Origin of the sequence: Acetomicrobium sp. UBA5826 (assembly GCF_002433005.1) — a bacterium.
Taxonomy (GTDB): Bacteria; Synergistota; Synergistia; order Synergistales; family Acetomicrobiaceae; genus Acetomicrobium.
The window spans coordinates 1-21,137 of sequence record NZ_DJHF01000008.1 but is presented as its reverse complement, the minus strand read 5'-3'; the positions used below and the strand labels follow the sequence as shown (position 1 = coordinate 21,137).

Below are 21,137 nucleotides of genomic sequence, written 5' to 3'. Positions count from 1 at the left end.
TGAAATTCGTAGAATAATATCACTTTTATAACCCAGAAACGCAAATAAGGGGATCCGCCTTTCGACTTAAGCAGCAAAATCCCCTGCATACTGATAAGGCTTATATTCGGCCGGCAACGGGCCGATCAAAGAGCTTAAAGCATCAGATGAGCGAAGACCTTCGCTTCGTTTGTCATGTGTTCTATTACAGCATATTCGTTTGGCATATGGGCTGTATCGACCTCTTGGGCCCATACGGCTGCAGGAATACCCTGAGACCTGAAAAAGGCTGCGCAGGTACCGCCTCCTATTCCTCCAACGACAGGATCTACCCCCAAAACATCGTTGACAGCTCTTTTCAACAGCTGCACCACGGGAGCTTCGGCATCCGTCGGAGGGGCGGCATCGTTTCTTTGGAGAATTCGATATTCTATTACAGCTCCGCTTACGCCGGATTTTCGCCTGCATACCTCATCTATGACCTTCAATACATCGTCCAAAGAAGTGTCAGGCAAGATCCTGCAATCGAAGGCAAAGGTTTCCCTTCCGGGCACGGTATTGACGTTAGCTACATTTACATCCCTTTTCGTAGGTTCGAAGGTAGAAATTGGGGGGGCGAAAATGTCATTCTGTTCCGGGAAAGCAGAATGCAAAGCTCTATCCAACTCCACAGCCAGCTCATTGGCTATCCTGCAAGCGTTCAATCCCTCATGGGGTTTGCTTGCATGAACTTGTTTGCCCAGGACCTTAACCTCGAACCACAGTATCGACTTCTCGGCTACTTCTATGAAATCTCCACGTTCAGTTCCCCCATCGGGTACGACTACCATATCCTCGGGCAAAAAGAGGTCATTATTGAGCAAGTATTGTATGCCGTGCTTACTTCCCAACTCCTCATCGGCCACATAACAGAGACACACTTCTCTTGCAGGCTTTAAACCCAATTTCTTTAGAGCATATGCCGCAAAGAGGGAAGCGACGATCTCTTGACCATTGTCATTGGCCCCTCTACCATAGACTTTGCCGTCTTTAACGACGGGAACAAAGGGATCGGTATCCCATAGAGACCGGTCTCCTTCGGGAACTACGTCCATATGGGCAACTATCCATAGGCGCTCTTTCGATGTTCCTGGGATTCTGACGACTATATTTGGCCTTAATCCTCCCTCCGCATCGGGATCACTCGCGTCAAAACGTTCGGGAGAACCCAATCCAATTTTTCTTATATACTGGCTTAAAAAGGCTGCCTTCTCGGCCTCGCCTTTACCTCCGCTCTCCGGAGAAACGGCGGGTATAGACACCAAATCGCAGAGGAGGCGAGTCATATCCTCCTCCATAGAATCCAAAACATCAAAGAGGTCTTTCATCAAAACATATCCTCCTTAACTTTTGCATCACTTAAAAAGAAATTCCCTGCCTTTAATTAAGTAATCCATCCCTGACCAGATCGTCAGTATCATCGCTACCCACATCATGACCATGCCGCCTGGCAAACCGAACATGATCATAAATATTGCTATGATCTGACTCACAGTCTTGGCTTTGCCGCCCTTAGAAGCAGCAATGACTTCGCCGTCAGCCGCGGCGACCATCCTTAATCCCGTAACTATGAACTCCCTGGACAGGATGACCACCACTATCCATGCCGGCAGCCTTTGAAGCTCCACTAAGGCAACTAACGCTGCCATCACCAAAATTTTATCCGCCAGAGGGTCTATAAACTTGCCCAAATTCGTGACCATGCCATGCTTTCTGGCGATATATCCATCGGCCATGTCGGTGAAGGCGGCCACCATGAATACCACGCCGGCCAATATATCGCCGTACTTGATCCCCAGACTCAAGAATACCAGCATCAAGGGAACCAAAAAGACCCTCGAAAGACTTAACGCATTCGGAAGATTTATGCTGCCCATCTTGGTAACGCCTCCCTTTAAGTTGCCACCTCGAACAGGCCCTTCAGACACCTAAATATGCCTCCCTCACTTGTGGATTTTTTATCAACTCCTCGCCTGGACCTTGGAGAACTATTTGGCCTACTTCCAAGACGTAAGCGTAATGAGCTATATTTAACGCGGCAAAGGCGTTTTGCTCGACGAGAAGTATGGTCTTGCCCTGAGCATTGATCTCTTTTATTATATCAAACACTTCCTTCACCAAGATGGGCGCAAGTCCCAAGGAGGGTTCATCCATCATGACAAGTTGCGGATTGCCCATGAGCGCCCTGCCGAGGGCAAGCATCTGCTGTTCCCCTCCTGATAGAGTCCCTCCCTTTTGCCAAGTCCTCTCTTTAAGCCTCGGGAAAAGTTCAAATACCCACTCTAGATCCCTTTTTATTCCCTCTTCATCCTTTCTCAAGTAAGCTCCCAGCATCAAATTTTCCATAACAGTCAGGTTCGGAAAGATCTTTCTGCCCTCGGGAACCAAAACGATGCCCTTTTCCACTATTTTTTCAGGAGATAATCTCGAGATATCCTCGTCATTATAAGATATTATCCCGTTCTTTTGCCTTACCAATCCCGCTATAGATCTCAAAGTGCTGCTTTTACCAGCTCCGTTAGCTCCAATCAAGGTAATGATAACTCCCTGCGGGACCTCGATGGAAATGCCCTTTATGGCATGAATTCCTCCGTAGTAAACGTGAAGGTCCTTAACCGTTAACATAACGAGCATACTCCTCTCCAAGGTAAGCTTCAATGACCTTTTTGTCGGATTGGATGAAAGAGGGAGGGCCTTCCGCTATAAGAACGCCATAGTCCAAAACCCATATATGCTCACAAATGCCCATAACGACGCGCATATCATGTTCTATCAACATGATGGTCAAGCCGAAGAGATCTCTGATATTTTTGATGAACTCCATCAATGCATGCGTTTCTCTAGGATTCATGCCGGCAGCCGGTTCGTCAAGAAGGAGCAGCTCGGGATCCGTAGCAAGAGCGCGAGCTATCTCCAATCGTCTCTGCTGACCGTAAGGAAGAGAGGTTGCCGCTTCGTCGGCCAAATCCTCAAGCCCAACCTTGCACAATAAATCCATGGCCTTATCCTTGATGGTGCGCTCCTTCTTAAAAACCGAGGGCAAGAGCAAAGGAGGTTCCCACCACCTTATAGGCAGTCTAACATTACATGCTATCATCACGTTTTGCAGCACCGTCTCATTTCCAAATAACCTAATGTTTTGAAAAGTTCTCGCAATGCCGAGAGAACACACTTCATGGGGTTGTTTCCCCGAGATGTTCTTGTCCTTGAAAAAGACCTTTCCCGACGTGGGCTTGTAAAATCCCGTTATTACGTTAAATACTGTAGTCTTTCCAGCCCCATTAGGTCCTATAAGGCCTACGATGGAGCCTTTAGGCACATTTAGTGATATGTCTTTAACGGCCGTTAAGCCGCCAAATCGCATAGTCATGCCTTCCAGCCTCATAATATAATCATTCATCTTTTCCTGCCCTCCCCATACGACCAAATATCGCATCCCAAGTTAACTCTTTCATGCCCATTATGCCTTCTCGCCTGAAGAGTATTATGAATATAAGCGCCAAGGAAAAGATGACCATCCTCATGCCCGGAATTCCCGGTATATGTATGGGCCCAAAGTCCATGGGGCTTTCTACTATCCTCAACCACTCCAACAATATGGTTATTATTGCGCTTGCTATGCATGTTCCCGTTATTGAACCGAGACCGCCGGCCACAACCATCATTAGAACGTTAAAGGTCATCGTAAACATGTACATCCTGGGATCAATGGTCGTGATGAAGCTGGCCTGCAAAGCCCCTCCTATGCCGGCAAGAAAAGTACCCATTGCAAAGGCCTGAATCTTGTATCTGAATACGTCAATTCCCATGGCCTTCGCTGCCATCTCGTCGTCCCTTATGGCCTTTAAGACATTGCCGTAATTACTGTTGACCAACCTAACCATAGAGTATAATACTACTAAGAGGAAACCGTAATTCCACCATATATTGGCATAGGGAGGAATTCCCTTCAATCCAAGAGCTCCGTTGGTAATGCTCGGAATGTTGTTGGCAACAACCCTTACTATCTCGGCAAAACCTAAAGTCGCTATGCCAAGATAATCTCCGCCGAGCCTTAAAATGGGAATTCCCACCAATATTCCAAAGACTGCGGCCATCACTCCACCCAACACGACGGCAACCAAAAAGGGAGCGTGAAGCACCGAAAAGGGCCATCTCAGAGGCTGAAGTATGAAAATCATTTCCTTCTGCAAGGGAGGCAATATTAAAAGTGCACAGGTATAAGCGCCAATGGCCATGAACCCCGCGTGTCCCAAGGAAAACATACCGCCAAAACCATAGATCAAATTAAGGCCCAACGCCAAGATGGTATTTATGGCTATCAAGTTTATGATTTGAATTTGATAGCCGCTGAGGTGGCCTTCCGCCCACCACAAAAACATGCCGAAACAGAGGACCGCCAAAATATTTAAAATTAAGTTTCTCCTGGAAGACATCATACCTTTTCCTCCAGTCGTTCACCCATGATGCCCGTAGGCCTCAGGAGCAAGAGAAATATGAGCAACACGAAAGCAAAAGCATCTTTAAAACCCGATAGGTTGGGGAAAAAGGCAACTATCATTATCTCTATAAATCCAAGCAACATGCCTCCGATGACAGCCCCCTGTATGGAGCCGATGCCTCCAACCACAGCCGCTATAAAGGCCTTAAAGCCGGGGATCATGCCCATCATCGGATGCACCTGAGGATACCTCAAAGACCACATAATGCCCGATGCTGCCGCCAAAGCCGAACCGATCATAAAGGTGATGGCTACTATCTGGTCCACTGAGACGCCCATCAAACGACTCGTTTCGATATCTTTGGATATGGCGCGCATCGCTAACCCCGGCTTAGTTTTGTACACGATATAAAGCACCACCAACATTAAAACAAAGGATATAAAGGGAACCACCATGGTGAGGGGTAAAAAATGCACTCCCTGTATCAATATTGGCGTTACCAGCCATCCCGGCCGATAGACGGGTCTGGGTATGGCAGAAAAGACCACTATTGCGAAGTTTTGCAAGAAGAAGGAAACTCCGATAGCACTGATCAAAGCAGAAATTCTAGGTGCATCCCTTAAGGGTCTGTAGGCGCACCTGTCTACCAAAACACCGCAGAGGGCTGTAACCGCAATTGCAGTAGGGACAGCCACCAACCAGGGGAGGTGCAGAAGGGTAGTCCCCCAAAAAACGAAATAGGCCCCCAGCATGAATATCTCTCCATGGGCGAAGTTTATCAGCCTCAAAATGCCATAAACCATCGAATAACCGATTGCTATCAAGGCATAAAGACTTCCAAGGGTAACGGCGTTCAAAAAGTGTTGGATAAACATTTGATAAGACATGTCATTCCCCCTCTTTGACGGTCTTAAAAATTAGGGGGAGACAATACTCCCCCTAATTTGCTCAATTATCACCACACCTTAAAAAGAGCTTCCCCTTTTACTTGCTGCCTTCGGGCTGAACTGTCGCGACGTAAACTTGCTGCCCATCCTTTACCATCTTTATTCCGACAGCCTTTATGGCATTGTGACTTTCGTCGATCGTCGTTGAACCCGTAACGCCCACCCAATCCTTTGTCATTTCGAGCTGATCTCTGATTGCATCTGGGTCTGCCTTACCGGCCCTTTGTATGCAATCTATTAACAGCATATAGCAATCATACCCTAATGCCGCATTGGCATTTGGTTCCTTTTTGAACTTTTCCCTGAAGGCCTTGGTAAATTCCTGGGCTATTGGATTCATGTCGGGCATTTCCGGAGCATAGGGGAAAGTCGTATATATGAATCCCTCGACGGCTTCTCCGCCAATCTTTATCATGTCGGGGTTGTCCATGGCATCCCCGCCCATGATATGGAAGTTTCCGCCAAGTTCTCTTGCCTGTTTCATTATTATGGCACCCTCGGCAAAGTAGGAAGGTATGTAAAGAAGCTCCGGCCCTTTGCTTATTATCTCTGTAAGCTGGGCAGTGAAGTCCTGGTCTCCCGATTGATAGTTAAGATCGGCTACCACCTCGCCGCCAAGGTCCAAGAAAGCCCTCCTAAAGAAGGCCGCAAGGCCAACGCAATAGTCCTGGGCAACGTCCTTTAGTATGGCTGCCTTCCTGACACCCAGCTGCTCGTAAGCGTATTTGGCCGCAGCCGACCCTTGAAAGGGATCGATAAAACACATGCGGAAATAATATTTCTTGCCCTGGGTTACCAAGGGATTCGTAGCCGAATCGGTGATACATGGTATACCATATTGCTCGGAAACCTCACCTCCGGCCATGCTGAGAGAAGAACCGTAGCTACCGATTATAGCCACGACCTTATCCCTCTCGATGAGCCTTTTAACGGCATTAGCGGCTTCAACCTTGTCGGACTTGTTGTCCACGATGACGAGCTCAACCTTCTTGCCCAATACCTCCGGGGCCTGTTCGTGGGCGAGCTGAATACCCTCAACAGTGAGCTGACCACCAAAGGCATTTTGACCCGTCAAAGGCTCATATACTCCGATTTTGATGACATCTTCTGCGGCATAGGCACCCGTTCCCAACAAAAGCAAAATCAAGCCTGCAACTAAAATACGCCCAACGCCTTTCATCTAAACCCCTCCTCCAACTGTTAAAATGTAAACTCAAAAAACATTCGCAAACATCATAATTATATACAAAAATACAACCCAGGGAAAGTAATATCTCTGCTATTCGAGGAGGTAAAAATCAAAAGGGGCCTTCTCTTTCATGCGAAGGCCCCTTTTGTTACGAGTTTAAAACGGTTTTGAAGGAATTTAAATTATGCCCAGCGCCTTTCCGACTTTCGCGAACTTATCTACGGCAAAATCCAAGTCTTCTCTTGTATGAGCAGCAGAGACCATGGCTCTGAGCCTCGCCGTCCCGACGGGAACGGTCGGAAAGGCAATAGACTGTATAAAGATGCCTTCCTCAAAGAGTCTAAGGCTGAACTCCTTTGCCTTACTTGCATCACCTATCATGACAGGAGTGATGGGTGTCTGGGATCTGCCCACATCAAAACCTTTTTCCTTTAAAGACGTCTTGAGGTAGTCGCCATTCTCCCAAAGCCTCTTTACCAGATCGTCGCTTTTCTCCAAGATGTCAACGGCCGCAATGTTGGCAGCAACATCGGGAACGGTAAGAGCACTGCTGAAAAGGTTTGGACGAGCCTTTTGACGCAGATACTCTACAAGCTCCTTGCTTCCCGCCACAAATCCCCCCACGACCCCAAAGGCCTTGGAGAGGGTGCCCACTTCCACGTCAACTCTGTCACCAAGGCCGAAATGATCGACAATACCTCTGCCTCCACGTCCCAAAACCCCTTCGCCATGAGCATCATCGACCATTACCATGGCTCCGTATTTTTCTGCAACCTCGACAATCTCAGGAAGCGGAGCTATGTCACCATCCATGGAGAAGACACCGTCGGTTACGACCAGCTTGCGGCAATCTCTATCGGCATACTCCTTTAACTTCGCCTCAAGATCCCTCATATCGCAGTGAGAATATCGGATGATCTCGGCCCTGCTGAGCCTGCAACCATCTATTATGGAGGCGTGATTCAGTTCATCGCTGAAGATCAAATCGCCCTTTCCCACGAGAGGAGGAATGGCCGAAAGGTTGGCACAAAAACCGGATTGGACCACAAGGGCTGCTTCTGCACCTTTAAAGGCGGCTAGCTTTTTCTCCAGCTCTACATGTATCGACATGGTACCTGCTATCGTACGAACAGCTCCGGGACCCACTCCGTACTTATCTATGTATTCCTTTGCCTTCGCACATAACCTGGGGTCGTTGCAAAGTCCCAGATAGTTGTTGGAACACAAATTTAAAACCCGTCTTCCCTCAATCTGAACCCAAGGTCCCTGAGGGCTTTCTATTACCCTGATATTCACATACAGCCCTTCGTTTTTAAGGCGCTTTAGCTCCTCCGTCACAAAACTCATCTTATTTGAATTGGAAGCCATGCTTTCGAACCCCTCCTTGAGATTGTTGTTTTCTATCTAATGATAGCACCGGGAAACTTTTCGCGCAAAATTTCACGCGAAGGCCCCTTGGTATTTCTCAAAGCCTCGTCCATGGCGTTTTCCGGTTTAAAGCATTGCATGATCCACGGAGCCTTGCCGCGTAAGAAGCTTTCTATCTTAAAAAGATCCTCGTAGTCCATGAGAGCGGGCACGAAGGTGGTGCGAAACTCCACTTCGATTTCAGATGGAATGAGCAGATCGATCGATCTTTTTATAGATTCTTTGTCAACAATACAACCGCACAGCATATCGTACTTTTCCCATGGCCCCTTAATGTCCATGGCAACTGCATCGATCAACCCTTCCGATATCAGCATCTCCAAGGCAAGAGGGTTACTGCCATTAGTATCTAGCTTTACGGGCAACCCTACTTCTTTCAATTGAAACAATATCTTCTTTAATCTTTTAATATCAAGAGTCGGTTCGCCGCCGCTAATCACAACTCCATCTAAAAAACTTCTCCTAGACTTTATGTGCTCGATGACTTTTATGTCGTTTAAAGCTGGCACTTGCTCATTTACCAGAAGGCCATTATGACAAAAAGGACACCTGAAATTACATCCCGTCAGAAAAATGACAGCCGACACGCGGCTATTCCAATCTATGAAAGATGAGGGGATATAGTTCCCTATTTCACCTATATTGCCCATCTCTTCCTCCCCGCCAGCTCGGCCCTTTTGCCGGCATTCCAGGAAGATATCTTAGTAAAGTACCCCGTTATCCTAGTCACGCCGTCCACATTAGAGGACTGGCATCTGACACAAGATGATTGCAAGCCTCGCCCCACTTTGCCGCAGTCGTTACATATGGTGAACTCGGGACTAAAGGTCACCTGGGCATTTTCAGAATGCTCATAAATTTTGCGCACAAAGGACGCCAACGCTCGTTCGTCGGGTTTATGCTCTCCCATCCACACATGTGTTATAGCGCCGGCCTTGATCAGGGGATGGAAACGACCTTCCTTCACGACCCTGTCTATGGGATCAACGGGAGCATCATAAGGAATGTGCGTACTGTTGGTGTAAAAGACCTCGTTGGTTTCCAGGTTACCCTTTACCACTTCCCTGGCCGCTGGGAATTCTTTTAGATCGAGTCTGGCAAATCTGTGGGCCGTGCTTTCGGCCGGAGTCTGCTCAAGCACCACCTTAAAACCTGCCCTTTCGGTCAACTCCTGACATTTAAGCTCCATAAATTTAACTATGGCAAGGCCCAATTCTTCTGCCGTCTTGCCTTCGTGAAGCTGTTTACCCGCCAAGACCTGTACCGTCTCGTTAAGCCCAAGCAATCCGATCAAGTGGCTTGCCTTTTCCATCCTCAAATAGCTCTCGCCATCGTAGGCCACGCTCAAAAGCGACAAAGGACCTTTATCCTTTAAATCGAGCAAATTCTTGATGAAGTTTCTCTTTTGGACGTGTGCCTTTAGGGCAAGCTCCATAAACTCCTCTAATAAACCAAAGAAGGTCCTCGTGTCTCCTTGAGACCGGTAGGCGATGCGGGGCAGGTTTATGGTAACGTTCTGCAATGCCGAATATCGCATCCTCCAGGGGGTCTTGGCTTCCAGCAAATCCTCCTCGGTAAGTTCAAAGGATAAACGACAACATTCGCTAAGCTTCGTAACCCCTCCCCGATCAAACACGAAATAGGTATTTCCCTTCTCTGCGGCTACAAGAGAGGCTAGCTCTAACATCTCCTCCCATCCCTCTTCCTCGAAAAATGCGTCCGTGATGTGGAGAAGGGGTTTTGGGAAAAAGAAAGGCTGCCCCCGACTGTCCCCTTCCAGATAAACTTCAAATAAAGCCTTCAAAAAGCGCTTGGAAAGGGAGGCGTAGTCGCCATAGGTCTTTCCAGTATACTCTCCCCCAGGCCCAATGGCAGGCACATCGCGGAAGTGCTTAGGCGTTTCGTAGTACAGATTGATGTCGGTAAAGGCAACCTGTCCGCCCCTCCCGCCTGCCAGCTGATTAAACTCGAATATCAACATCTGAGCGAGCTGTCGTATATCCTCGTCGCTCAACCCCTCAAGGTAGGGAGCGAAAAACATATTCATGGCATCCCAGCCAATGGCACCGGCGAAGTTGTTTTGCAGTACCGACGTCATTTTCAAAATATGTGCCAGAAAAACGTCGGGGTGTTTTGCCGGCGAAGAAACGCTCGTTATAGAGGGAAGGTTCAATCCGAACTTGGCAACGTAGGCAGGACTTTGCCCGCTACAGTAAGGCCTTATCACCATCCCAAGATCATGAAGATGAATATCTCCGGCCAAATGAGCTGACGCCACGTCCGAAGAAAAGAGCTTGCTAAGGGCGTAATCCTTTATTATCCTTTCGGCAATGGTCAGGTTTATGGACTCGGGGTTATAGGCGGTGTTGCTGTTTTCTTTGTTTGGAGAAAACATCATGGCCTCCAGATCGTAAATGGGTATCCCAACCCTCGAATGATCAACCAAGGAAACGTCCAATCCCCTTTGGAAGAGCTTTACATTTGCCATCTCCCTTATGATCGAGGTATTAAGCTTATCCTTGCCGCAACGCAAGACCTCTTCTTCTATCTCCGCCGCTATGGCAGTAGCTGTGTCCGGATCTACACCCGCCTCCCTGATAAGTGCGTCCCTTATCCTGGCAGCATCCCAGAGGCATCTCTCGTCCTTGGAATGAGTCTCTACCATCAAAGCTAAATCGGTAGACTCCCCCTGATCGAAGAGAAATTGCTGCTTTCCGTATCCTATGTTCCTGCTATGATCTGACCTAACGATTAAAGTCATCGTCTATCTTTCCCTCCTCCTTCTTTTCCCAAAAGCTTAGATATCTCCTCGATAAAATTTTGCAGATCGGTAAACTCGCGGTACACGGAGGCAAACCTGACGTAAGCAACATGATCGATTTCTTTTAGAGAATTGGCAACCATATCGCCAATCAAGGAGCTCGGCACCTCACCGACGCCCATGCCGAAAAGCTCTTCTTCTATTGACGAAGCGGCGTTTTCCAGCGTTTCGAGCGAAACGGGAAGTTTCTCGCAGGCGCGCACCATGCCCCTTAAAACCTTTTGTTTGTCGAAAACCTCCCTTCGACCGTCCTTCTTCACCACCAGAAGCACTTTATTCTTCTCGACCCTTTCGTAAGTGGTAAAGCGATTCCCGCAACCAGGGCACTCCCTTCTTCTCCGTATAACCCCGCCATTTTCTACCGATCTAGTCTCTATGACCCTGCTGTCTTCATAGTTGCATTTAGGACAACGCATCGAGACACCCTACCTATATGGTTTATATTATTGAATATCTCTATATATAGTGTAATGGTTTTTTTAAAAAACTACGAGGTCTGGAAGATCAAAATTGCCCCTAAGGCTTGGTCTATTTGCATCATCTTTTAAAGAACAAAGTGGGGAGCAATCACTGCTTCCTATGAGATAAAATCAAAAGAGGAAGGCAATTAGGCCTTCCTCTTTTGATTTTTTTGATTTTATTCAATGCTTAACTTAATCAGAACTTATGGCCTGCGTCTTTTGGGGCTTGACTTCTTTTTCTTCCTGATTTCGCTGGGCTTTTCGTAATGCTCATGCTTCCTGGCATCTCGAAGAACTCCAACCTTTTTTACTTCTTTTTTAAAGCGACGTAAAGTATCATCTATGGACTCGTTTTCTCGTCTGTAAACCGTAGTCATCTTTATCCCCCCTTTCGCCACCAAAACAAAACTACCCGGGGGGCCATCCGAATTTACGTCCTGATAGAAGATGGAGGTGAAGATGAAATATGCTCTGATACGCTTGGCTCCCACAATTTATTACAACCCTGTACCCCAATTCACTCAAACCCATCATGGATGCAACCGAAGTGATGGCATCCATTAAGTTGGCCCACAGGGTAGGGTCGCTGACATCTTGAGAGGTCGGTATGTGCATTTTAGGAATTATCAAATAATGATGGGGCGCTTGCGGCGCTATGTCCCTGATCGCCATGACATCGGCCGTCTCGTAAACCACATCGCTTTTCATCTCGCCCCTCGCTATCTTACAAAAAACGCATTCACCTGCCACCCGTCATTCCTCCGCATCTTTCGATATATTTTACCTTACATTTCCCTTATCTACAACCCAATTTGCCCAGGCTCGAACGCTTAGGGACGGCCTGTTTTGTCAACGACGGCCATGATAGAATACCTCGTCCCAAGGTCGATTCCTAAGATAACACCCTCCAAAGGGACACCTCCATCGAACAGAGAAAAACTTGCTAGGTAGTGGAACTTTCCGGATCGTTGTAGATATCGCGATCAGTAAGGTCTTCGTTGGGCACTTCGACCTTCTCCACAACCTCCACTCTGATCATCGATGACTTATACCAATTACGATGGGGAGGCTGCTTGACCGGCGCCAAATCCCAGGCCAACATCTCGTCGACGTATTCCCAGTTCATGTATACGTTAAAATCAGTGATTATATCGCTGATCACCAAGCCTCTCTGCAGCAAAGCCATCTCGAGCAAGCGCCATTTGTAAAAAGAGCTTTCGGCATGAGTGATACCGAAATAGCCTGCACCGCCAAGGCCCTTAAGCCCCACTACGCCCCGACCCACAAAAGCATCCAATGCCTCTACCGTCTCTGGGGGATCGCAGAAAAAAACGTCGAAACTTCCCAACAACTCTTCGGGCAGAGGCTTCCTCAAGTCATGTTTTAACGCCTTTAGAGGCAAACTGTATTGAGATGCCACTCCTTGCTCGAAGTCTATTATACGCTCGTCTAGTTCCAAGACCACGACATCTTCAACCACCCCTGTAAGCCCCAGGGCTATGCCAACGAGATCGTCATCGCCCAATACCAAAGCCCTCTTGCCCCTCAAGTCGCCCCTGCTGTCGGCAAGGGCTATGCGGGCGAAGGTAGTATCAGGCGTCACGTATCCCTGATCGAACTTTCTGATCGCTTCAGGCCTGTCGAGCTGAATCTTCGCGAACTTGTCAAAGGCCTCTTTAAATTCGTCCATAACCACTGTTCTTCCTTCGCAACGGGGACAGGCGTGAGAATGAAGGGGGGATATCTTTTCCTTTTCTATAAATCTTTGCCCCCTATCGGTCAGCTCAACCCCAAGCTCGGAAAAGGAGACGATACCCTCCTCGGCCAAAGTCCTCAAGACAGCCGCCACAGCCGGCAGCGGTTCAAAACTGAAGGAAACGATATCCCAAAAGTTGTTCGACACCAATAGAGTCGACAGAACTCTTTCCACATTACGAGCGTTCCATGGAATATTCGTATTTTTAGTTACGATGCTCGCTAAATCGTCTTTATTCACGATAAACTCCCCTTTCAGATGACAGATCTCTCTCGACGGATGAGACACCGTATAAGATACCATGCTTTGCCTCTAATACACAAACTTCGCACTCAAAACCGACTTCCCCATTTTGAAAGGCCTTGACAGAGGGCGACGGTGTCTGATCCAGCGACGATTCTACTTCCAAAAAATGCCTGGAAAGACCCCTAACTCTTTCGCCGTCGTTATGTTCGACCAATATGTCTACCTTTCGGTTTAACCACCTTTGAGCATAGCGCTGCAAAGACAGCCTTCCCATTTTGGTTGCCCTTACGACCCTCGATTTGATCGTTCGTCCCTCCAGTCGTCCGGGCATATCGTAAGCCTTCGTTCCGGGGCGGGGAGAAAAGGGAAAGACATGGACTCTTCCCATGCCCAGTGCGTCAACCAGGTTTAGGGTATTTTGGAAGGCATCTTCGTCTTCTCCGGGGAACCCTACTATTATATCGGTGCTTATATGAACATCGTCCCCCAGTTTGCGCCTTATCTTTCGAATTATGTTAATAAAATCCTCGACCCTGTAGCCCCTCTGCATCAAGCTCAAGATTCTATCGTCCCCGCTTTGAAGTGGTACATGAAGGTGGCGGCAAAAGATATCACTTTCAGCCAAAACGCCGATCAGCCTGTCGCTTAAAGCATAGGGCTCTATCGAACCAAAACGAAGCCTTCTCAAGCCTTGGATCCTCGATAAGGCATTAATCAGGTCTCCAAGGTCGAAATCGCATCCATATCCATACAATCCCAGGTGTATCCCCGTAAGCACTACCTCTTTACAGCCCTGGTCGACCAACCTATTTACCTCTTTCGCCACTTCCTCCACGCTACGGCTCGTCGGACGACCTCTCAAAAAGGGAACTATGCAATAAGAACAGAAACGATTGCAGCCGTCTTGCACCTTTACAAAAGACCTGGTGTGAAAGGTAACCCGCGATAACTCCAAAGCATCCCACTTGTCGTTGCTCAACACGTCCCTTTTTAAAAAAAGAGGCCTCTCGGTGGGATCGTTAAACATCTTGGCTACGATCCAAGGAAGATGCGACTTTAGCCTGTTTCCCACATAAAGATCAGCTCCCAACGACGACAGCTCTTCCTCGGTAAGAGCTTGCACGTAGCAACCGCACAAAACGATCAGGGCGTCGGGCGATTCTCTCTTCAGCTGGCGAAGAAATTGTCTGCATTTTTTCTCGGCAGTTTTCGTCACGGCACAACTTACCAAAATGCCTACATCGAACAGGTCTTCGGATATCACAGCTCCCTCTCTGCGAAAGGAGTCGGCGATAGCCTCTGCCTCGTAGATATTCGTTCTGCATCCTAATGTCTTGATCTTTACCCTGATGCCCTTTAACGAAGTCAAACTAAACACCCTCTGTGCATAAAATAATATAAGACAAACCGGCTATGGCAGCGGTATTGGCACGCAATATGTTGGGACCAAGGGAGACGGGAAGAAATTTCAACCTCGCAAAATACGCCATTTCCCCTTCCGTCCAGTCTCCTTCGGGGCCAACGGCAAAGACGACATCTTCCTGTTGTTTGATATTGACGCTTCCCAGCGGTTTCGCATCGTCGGTCAAAGCGCCCAACAGGCGCAACGAGGGCAAGCTCTCATCCCTTAAATCCAGAACCTTCAAGGGAGTGTGTAAAAGTGGCGGATTACCTATACCGCTTATTTTGGTGGCCTCAGCGATTATCCTGCGCCACCTCTCCATCTTTTTCGTTAATTGTCCTTTAAGCTGCACCACGGATCGTTCCGCAAGAATAGGAATAATTTCCGCAACGCCTAACTCTGTGGCATGGTTCAATATGTCTTCGAAGGCATTGTTTTTAACAAGGGCTATCAACAGAGAGATTTGTCTTGACCTCTCGTATATCTGAAGTTTGCCCGTTTCCTTGGCGATTACTCTCCCCTGCTCGTAGCCTTCTATTTTAAGAAGAAGTTTCCTTCCCTCCAGCAGCCCTTCGAACTCCTCTCCAATTCGACATCTCCTTACGTGAACGAGATGATGGGATTCCTTCAAATCCAAGGACCACATATTGTCGGAAATCTTTTCTGCCCTATCTAACCTGGCGCGAGGCAACGACACCCCACCATTCCTCCTTTGAAAGTTCCTCAACCATCGTAAGTCCTGCCTTGGCCATTTCATCGATGAAAGAGTCCCGTTCCTTAAACAGCAGACCCGATAGTATTATAAGGCCATGGTCGCAGATCAACCTACTAAACGAAGTTAACATAGAAACCAAGGGCTCGTATAGTATATTTGCCGTTATAAGATCAACTTTCTCCTTCAATCCCTTGACTCCATCCCCAATTTCAAACTGAAGCCCAGAGGTTATGTCATTTAAAATCATGTTCTTTTCGACTTCCTCTCTAACGGCCGGATCAACATCCCTTGCTACGACCTCAGAGGCCCCAAGTTTGAGGGCAGCTAAGGCAAGTATGCCTGAACCTGTTCCCACATCCAAAACTTTCCATCCCAACTTCAAGTTTCTCTCAAGGAGCTCAAGAGCAATTTGGGTGCTTGCGTGATAACCCGTTCCAAAGGCAGTCCCAGGTTCTATATAAATGTGAACTCTGTCCTTTGGGGCATCTTCTTTGTGCCACGGCGCCAATACGACCAAACCCTTCCCGATGGGAAGTGGAGGGAAGGCCTCCAAGTGCTTCTTAAGCCAGGGGTGCCATCTTGCTTCGCCCACTTCAATGACATCTACCCCTTCAAATCCTTCCAGCAACGACGATACTTTTCTAACACAATCTTCAATGTTTATATCGGATCGATAATATATCTTAGCCTCGATGCAATTCTGTTTTTCGTAAACTTCAGACCCCATGCTATCAGACATTTGGGCGATGTAGTAAAAGAGTTCCTCGCAATCAGATTTCGATCGTAAAATAATATACCACCAGAAGGATTTATTACCCATAAGTATCATCTCCGTAGTCATAAATGTGCACTTTCCGAAAACTCAAGGGGAGCATTCGCTCCCCTTGAGTCGATTTTAACGGAATATATCGTCCACTTTGAAGAAGTTACTGGGCAAAAAGGCCCTTAATCTTATCGAACAGCCCTGAAGCCTTTATTGGCACGTCCATCTCCATGGCCAAGGCCTCAATTAATGCCCTTTGTTTGTCGGTGAGATTGCGGGGAACGGCAATGTTTATGTGAGCTATCAGATCACCTCTCCCGCTGCCCCTCTGTCGAGGCATACCCAGACCCTTCAGTCTTTTAATGGAGCCCGGCTGTGTGCCTGGATTTATCTCCACCTCCTCTTCTCCCTCAAGAGTTGGAACGGATATCTTACCTCCTAAGGCCGCTATGGGAAAGGGGACCTCCACCCTCACATGGAGATCGTCTCCCTGCCTCTTGAAGAGGGGATCCTCCTCCACTTCTATCACCAAATAGAGGTCTCCAGGCGGTCCGCCGTTTCTGCCTTCCTCGCCTTCTCCCCTTATCCTGAGGCGCATGCCGGTATCTATGCCGGGGGGGATGTTAACTTCCACTTTATGCCTCACCCTTGTCTTGCCCCGGCCACCACATTCCTTGCAAGGGTTTTTGATGACAAACCCCGAACCACCGCAATGGGGACAGGTCCTTACGGTTACAAATTCCCCAAAGGGACTTCTAGACCTGGACTCCACCTGCCCCTTTCCACCGCAATGGGGACAACGTTCTGGAGAAGTTCCGGGAGCCGCTCCACTGCCGCCGCAGGTCCTGCAGTTCTCCCATCTGGGGATATACACCACTTTAGACGCACCAAAAGCTGCCTCCCTCAGCGTAACGGTCAGAGGCATCTCCAGATCCATGCCCCTTTGCGGTGATCTGGCGTCTCTCCTTGACCCGAATCCTCCAAAAAAATCACCAAAGAGGTCTCCGAAAAGGTCTCCAAATCCGCCAAAATCCCAGGGGCCCTCGCCGCCCTGAGGCGGCACATCACCCACAAAGCCAAATTGATCATATTGGGCCTTTTTTTGGGGATCGCTCAAGACCTCATAAGCTTCGTTAATGAGCTTGAACTTTTCCTCCGCCTCTTTATTCCCGGGATTGGCGTCAGGATGGTATTGACGCACGAGCTTTCTGTACGCCCTCTTTATCTCCTCTTGTGAGGCATCCCGTCCTATGCCTAATATTTCATAATAATCCTTCCCCTTAGAGGGACCTGCCAATTTTGGTCACCTCTTAGGCCTGTCCATTGTCTTTATATTGAGCATCTACAGTCGAACCATCACCGGAACCGCTCTGCTGTGGGCCTTCATCGGCTGTTCCAACTCCTGCTTTTCCCTGCGAAGCCTGGGAATAGAGCCTGACAGCCAACTCGTTGAGATCTTTCGTCAGCTCCTCGCAGGCGGACTTGATCGCCAATACGTCATCCTTGCTTAAGGCCTGTCTGACGGCTTCTATCTTGGACCCCACCTTGTCCTTTTCTTCTTGAGTTACTTTATCTCCCAGCTCTTTGAGCAGTTTTTCAGCGTTATAGACTGCACTATCGGCTTCGTTTCTCGCATCGGCAAGTTCTCTTTTTCTTCTGTCGGCCTCTTCGTTGGCCTCCGCTTCCCTTCGCATGCGCTCTATCTCGTCCTCCGACAGCCTGGATGACTGAATGGTAATGTGCTGCGCCTTTCCTGTGGCGAGATCTTTGGCCGTAACATTTAGGATGCCGTTGACGTCTATGTTAAATGTTACCTCTATCTGAGGCACTCCGCGAGGTGCAGGAGGTATGCCGTCAAGGAAGAACCTGCCCAGAGAAACGTTATCCGCTGCCATCGGCCTTTCTCCCTGCAAAACGTGTATCTCTACCTGCGTCTGGTTATCTACGGCAGTAGTAAATATTTGGCTCTTCGACACGGGAATAGCCGTATTTCTTTCGATGATCTTCGTAAAGACGCCTCCCAAGGTTTCGACACCCAAGGACAGAGGAGTGACATCCACTAAAACGATGTCTTTATGTTCGCCCGCCAATATGGCACCTTGAATTGCCGCGCCCACGGCCACGCATTCGTCAGGATTTATCCCCTTCGTCGGCTCCTTGCCCAGAAGTTCCTTTATCTTGCGTTGCACCATGGGCATGCGCGTGGAACCTCCGACCAACAATATTTTGTCCACCTGATCCGGAGTAAGGCCGGCGTCGGATAGGGCCTTTTGTACAGGACCAACAACCCTTTCTAGCAGGTCTCCCGTCATTTCCTCGAACTTAGCCCTGGTTATTTCAAGTTCCAGGTGTTTGGGTCCATTCTGATCGGCAGTGATGTAGGGAAGTGATATTGTCGTCTCTGACATGGAAGACAACTCTATCTTTGCCTTTTCCGCCGCCTCACGGAGCCTCTGAAGGGCCATCTTGTCCTTGCTTAAGTCAACACCCTCTTTACGCTTAAACTCGGCGATCATCCATTCCACCAGTCGCTGATCCCAGTCGTCGCCACCCAAATGGTTATCCCCGCTGGTGGCCATGACCTCATAAACTCCCTCTCCTACGTCCAGTATGGAGACGTCAAAGGTACCTCCCCCCAGGTCGAAGACGAGCACCTTGAACTCTCCGCCCTTATCCATACCGTAGGCCAAACAGGCTGCCGTGGGTTCGTTAATTATTCGAAGAACCTCCAGACCGGCGATCTTGCCTGCGTCCTTAGTTGCCTGTCTTTGGGCATCGGTAAAATAGGCCGGAACCGTTATGACTGCCTTTGTTACCTCCTCGCCCAAATAATCCTCGGCGTCCTTTTTCAGCTTCTGCAGGATCATGGCCGAGATCTCTTGTGGAGTGTATTCTTTGTCGTCAATTTTGACTTTATAATCGCTACCCATTTTCCTTTTTATCGATATAACAGTACGTTCCGGATTTATAACCGCCTGTCTTTTGGCCAACTGACCAACAAGGCGCTCTCCGTCCTTGGTAAAAGCTACCACCGAAGGCGTTAGCCTGCTTCCCTCGGCACTTGGAATAACTGTTATATTATCTCCTTCTTTAACCGCAACTACGCTGTTAGTCGTTCCCAGGTCAATTCCTACGACTTTACTCATCTTTACCCACCTCTTCTTCTGTTTCATCGGTCAATTTGCCAACTATAACCTTTGCCGGTCTGATGACTTCTCCCTTTAAGATATATCCTCGCTGGACCTCTTTGATGATCTTTCCGTCCAGTTCTGTATCGGATATCTCCTCTACAGCGACGGCTTCGTGCAAAGATGGATCAAAGGCTTCCCCGATGCTCTTAATTGGAGCCATATCAAATTTTTCAATAATGCTCAAAAGCTGTCGATAGATCATGGAAACGCCTTTATAAAGGGGCGTGTCCTTGTCCTCCTCAGAGTTTAATGCCCGTTCGAAATTATCGACTACGGGCAATAGCTCGAGCATAATCTCGGTTAGAGCGGAATTCCTTAGCCTTTCGACATTGGACTCCGTCCTTTTTTTGTAATTGTGAAAGTCGGCTTTTATTCTAGCCGCTTCGCTGTACAAGGCATCGTATTGTCTCTTTAAATCGGCCAGCTCACCTTCCAGGGCAGCCTTTTCCTTCATAAGCTCTTCTACATTAAAGTCGCCCTCATCGGCCATATCGATGATATCATCCATTTCATCGTGTTGATCTTTACAGCAAAGCTTTTCCTGCGAAACCTCTTCGCAGGGCTTTGCCTTCGAATTTTCACGGCACAACTCGCAATTCCTCCTTCTTGCAATCTTAGTTTAAAAGCTGTTCGCAGAGAAGTCCCAGCACTCCAATCGTCCTCTCGTAGTCCATCCTCACCGGCCCTATAACTCCTATAATCGTCCTTTTAACCCCGCTTTCGGCGCTGGCCAGGACCAGAGAACAATCTTTCATAGCATTGACGGGATTTTCGTCCCCGATTATAACGGAAATAGGTTCATCGGTAGCGCAGGCATCGACGATCTTTGCAAATTCCTCCTCATTTTCAAGGAGGACTAGCAGGGAGCGCAGCTTCTCCGTATCCCTGAAGTCGGGCAGCAACAGTATGTTGCTGGTTCCTCCCGTAAAAAACCTGTAACGGGACTTTTTTAACACATAATCAACCTCATCCAGGGTCTGCATACATATCTCAGCATAATGAACCAGCTCCCTGAAAACCCTCTCTCTAATGAGATCCCGCGCTTCAAGCCAGGTACGCCCAGCTATAACCCCGTTGAGATAGGAAGTCAAGTCATTTAGTTCTTCCTGCGAGACATCGCGCTCCGTCCTAATTATGTCGTGATGAACGAGCCCGCCTTCGAGTATTATAACGAGGAGCACGTGATAACTGTCCACTTTGACCAGATCCAATCTGCTTAAAGTTGCATCGTTCAGCACGGTTATGCCTGCAAGCGATATATAATGAGTAATGCTGCCCAACAATTGAGTCAGATAGGATAGCATGTTCTCTATGCTTCTTTTTTCTTCCTTTAAAGACCTGAGTTTCTCTCGGGCAGTTGCGGGAACCTGGAGCGAGCCTCTCTGAAGTATCATGTCCACATATACCCTATAGGCCTTAGACGTCGGCACACGTCCCGCCGATGTATAGGGCTGGTGTAAAAATCCCGCTTCCTCCAAATCTGCCATTTCGTTACGGATCGTCGCAGCGCTTCTATTGGTAAGGTATTTTTTAGATATAGTCCTCGAGCCTACGGGCTCTCCTGTCCGTATATATTCGTGAACTATAGAATACAATATTTCCAACTGTCGCTCCGTCAACATCTTATCACCCCCCGGAGCCGGGAACCGAATTAGCACTTACACCCTTTAAGTGCTAATTGTCCGCAAGATAGATTAGCAACTTTATATGCGAATTGTCAAGACAGGTCAAATAAAGGACCGCGTCAAGTTTTTGTAG

Annotated in this window: 21 protein-coding genes; all 21 read right to left on the bottom strand. The window is 48.2% G+C overall.

Annotated features, from left to right (window positions below):
* Positions 1-134: 134 nt before the first annotated feature.
* The gene (locus B3N34_RS01635) at positions 135-1,346 is read right to left on the bottom strand and encodes a M20 family metallo-hydrolase (RefSeq protein WP_286974321.1); all 1,212 of its coding nucleotides are present in this window, start codon (positions 1,344-1,346) and stop codon (positions 135-137) included.
* Between the two features lie 27 nt (positions 1,347-1,373).
* Positions 1,374-1,895, bottom strand: coding sequence for a CDP-diacylglycerol--glycerol-3-phosphate 3-phosphatidyltransferase (gene pgsA, locus B3N34_RS01630; RefSeq protein WP_286974368.1), 522 nt, complete (start codon positions 1,893-1,895; stop codon positions 1,374-1,376).
* A gap of 43 nt (positions 1,896-1,938) precedes the next feature.
* On the bottom strand, positions 1,939-2,643 hold the full coding sequence (locus B3N34_RS01625; RefSeq protein ID WP_091462006.1) for an ABC transporter ATP-binding protein: 705 nt from the start codon (positions 2,641-2,643) through the stop codon (positions 1,939-1,941).
* Positions 2,630-3,418, bottom strand: coding sequence for an ABC transporter ATP-binding protein (locus tag B3N34_RS01620; protein WP_286974315.1), 789 nt, complete (start codon positions 3,416-3,418; stop codon positions 2,630-2,632). The genes B3N34_RS01625 and B3N34_RS01620 overlap by 14 nt, the downstream gene beginning before the upstream one ends.
* Entirely contained in the window at positions 3,411-4,457 is a 1,047-nt protein-coding gene (locus tag B3N34_RS01615) for a branched-chain amino acid ABC transporter permease (RefSeq protein ID WP_286974313.1), read from the bottom strand. Before B3N34_RS01615 ends, B3N34_RS01620 begins: the two co-directional genes overlap by 8 nt.
* Positions 4,454-5,347, bottom strand: coding sequence for a branched-chain amino acid ABC transporter permease (locus tag B3N34_RS01610; protein WP_213697421.1), 894 nt, complete (start codon positions 5,345-5,347; stop codon positions 4,454-4,456). Before B3N34_RS01610 ends, B3N34_RS01615 begins: the two co-directional genes overlap by 4 nt.
* Positions 5,348-5,444: 97 nt before the next feature.
* Positions 5,445-6,587, bottom strand: a complete 1,143-nt coding sequence (locus B3N34_RS01605; RefSeq protein ID WP_286974307.1) for an ABC transporter substrate-binding protein — start codon at positions 6,585-6,587, stop codon at positions 5,445-5,447.
* A 186-nt stretch (positions 6,588-6,773) separates the two neighbouring features.
* On the bottom strand, positions 6,774-7,964 hold the full coding sequence (locus B3N34_RS01600) for a glycine C-acetyltransferase (protein WP_286974304.1): 1,191 nt from the start codon (positions 7,962-7,964) through the stop codon (positions 6,774-6,776).
* A gap of 32 nt (positions 7,965-7,996) precedes the next feature.
* A complete protein-coding gene (locus tag B3N34_RS01595; protein WP_286974301.1) occupies positions 7,997-8,674 on the bottom strand; it encodes an anaerobic ribonucleoside-triphosphate reductase activating protein in 678 nt (225 codons plus the stop codon).
* A complete protein-coding gene (nrdD, locus tag B3N34_RS01590; protein WP_286974299.1) occupies positions 8,662-10,785 on the bottom strand; it encodes an anaerobic ribonucleoside-triphosphate reductase in 2,124 nt (707 codons plus the stop codon). Before nrdD ends, B3N34_RS01595 begins: the two co-directional genes overlap by 13 nt.
* Positions 10,782-11,261, bottom strand: a complete 480-nt coding sequence (nrdR, locus tag B3N34_RS01585) for a transcriptional regulator NrdR (RefSeq protein ID WP_286974296.1) — start codon at positions 11,259-11,261, stop codon at positions 10,782-10,784. The genes nrdD and nrdR overlap by 4 nt, the downstream gene beginning before the upstream one ends.
* Positions 11,262-11,509: 248 nt before the next feature.
* Positions 11,510-11,683, bottom strand: a complete 174-nt coding sequence (gene rpsU, locus B3N34_RS01580; RefSeq protein WP_091461990.1) for a 30S ribosomal protein S21 — start codon at positions 11,681-11,683, stop codon at positions 11,510-11,512.
* A gap of 31 nt (positions 11,684-11,714) precedes the next feature.
* On the bottom strand, positions 11,715-12,056 hold the full coding sequence (locus tag B3N34_RS01575; protein WP_286974292.1) for a histidine triad nucleotide-binding protein: 342 nt from the start codon (positions 12,054-12,056) through the stop codon (positions 11,715-11,717).
* Positions 12,057-12,249: 193 nt separating this feature from the next.
* On the bottom strand, positions 12,250-13,302 hold the full coding sequence (locus tag B3N34_RS01570) for a bis-aminopropyl spermidine synthase family protein (RefSeq protein ID WP_286974289.1): 1,053 nt from the start codon (positions 13,300-13,302) through the stop codon (positions 12,250-12,252).
* Entirely contained in the window at positions 13,295-14,686 is a 1,392-nt protein-coding gene (mtaB, locus tag B3N34_RS01565; RefSeq protein ID WP_286974287.1) for a tRNA (N(6)-L-threonylcarbamoyladenosine(37)-C(2))-methylthiotransferase MtaB, read from the bottom strand. The genes B3N34_RS01570 and mtaB overlap by 8 nt, the downstream gene beginning before the upstream one ends.
* Complete coding sequence (locus tag B3N34_RS01560) at positions 14,679-15,407, bottom strand: RsmE family RNA methyltransferase (RefSeq protein WP_286974284.1); 729 nt, start codon at positions 15,405-15,407, stop codon at positions 14,679-14,681. The genes mtaB and B3N34_RS01560 overlap by 8 nt, the downstream gene beginning before the upstream one ends.
* Positions 15,379-16,245: a 50S ribosomal protein L11 methyltransferase gene (locus B3N34_RS01555; protein ID WP_286974281.1), complete on the bottom strand. Its 867-nt coding sequence runs from the start codon at positions 16,243-16,245 to the stop codon at positions 15,379-15,381. Before B3N34_RS01555 ends, B3N34_RS01560 begins: the two co-directional genes overlap by 29 nt.
* A 106-nt stretch (positions 16,246-16,351) precedes the next feature.
* Entirely contained in the window at positions 16,352-17,485 is a 1,134-nt protein-coding gene (gene dnaJ, locus B3N34_RS01550) for a molecular chaperone DnaJ (RefSeq protein ID WP_286974278.1), read from the bottom strand.
* A gap of 13 nt (positions 17,486-17,498) precedes the next feature.
* A complete protein-coding gene (gene dnaK / locus B3N34_RS01545) occupies positions 17,499-19,334 on the bottom strand; it encodes a molecular chaperone DnaK (RefSeq protein ID WP_286974276.1) in 1,836 nt (611 codons plus the stop codon).
* Positions 19,327-19,968, bottom strand: coding sequence for a nucleotide exchange factor GrpE (locus B3N34_RS01540; protein ID WP_286974273.1), 642 nt, complete (start codon positions 19,966-19,968; stop codon positions 19,327-19,329). The genes dnaK and B3N34_RS01540 overlap by 8 nt, the downstream gene beginning before the upstream one ends.
* A 25-nt stretch (positions 19,969-19,993) precedes the next feature.
* Entirely contained in the window at positions 19,994-21,001 is a 1,008-nt protein-coding gene (hrcA, locus tag B3N34_RS01535) for a heat-inducible transcriptional repressor HrcA (RefSeq protein WP_286974270.1), read from the bottom strand.
* Positions 21,002-21,137: the final 136 nt, after the last annotated feature.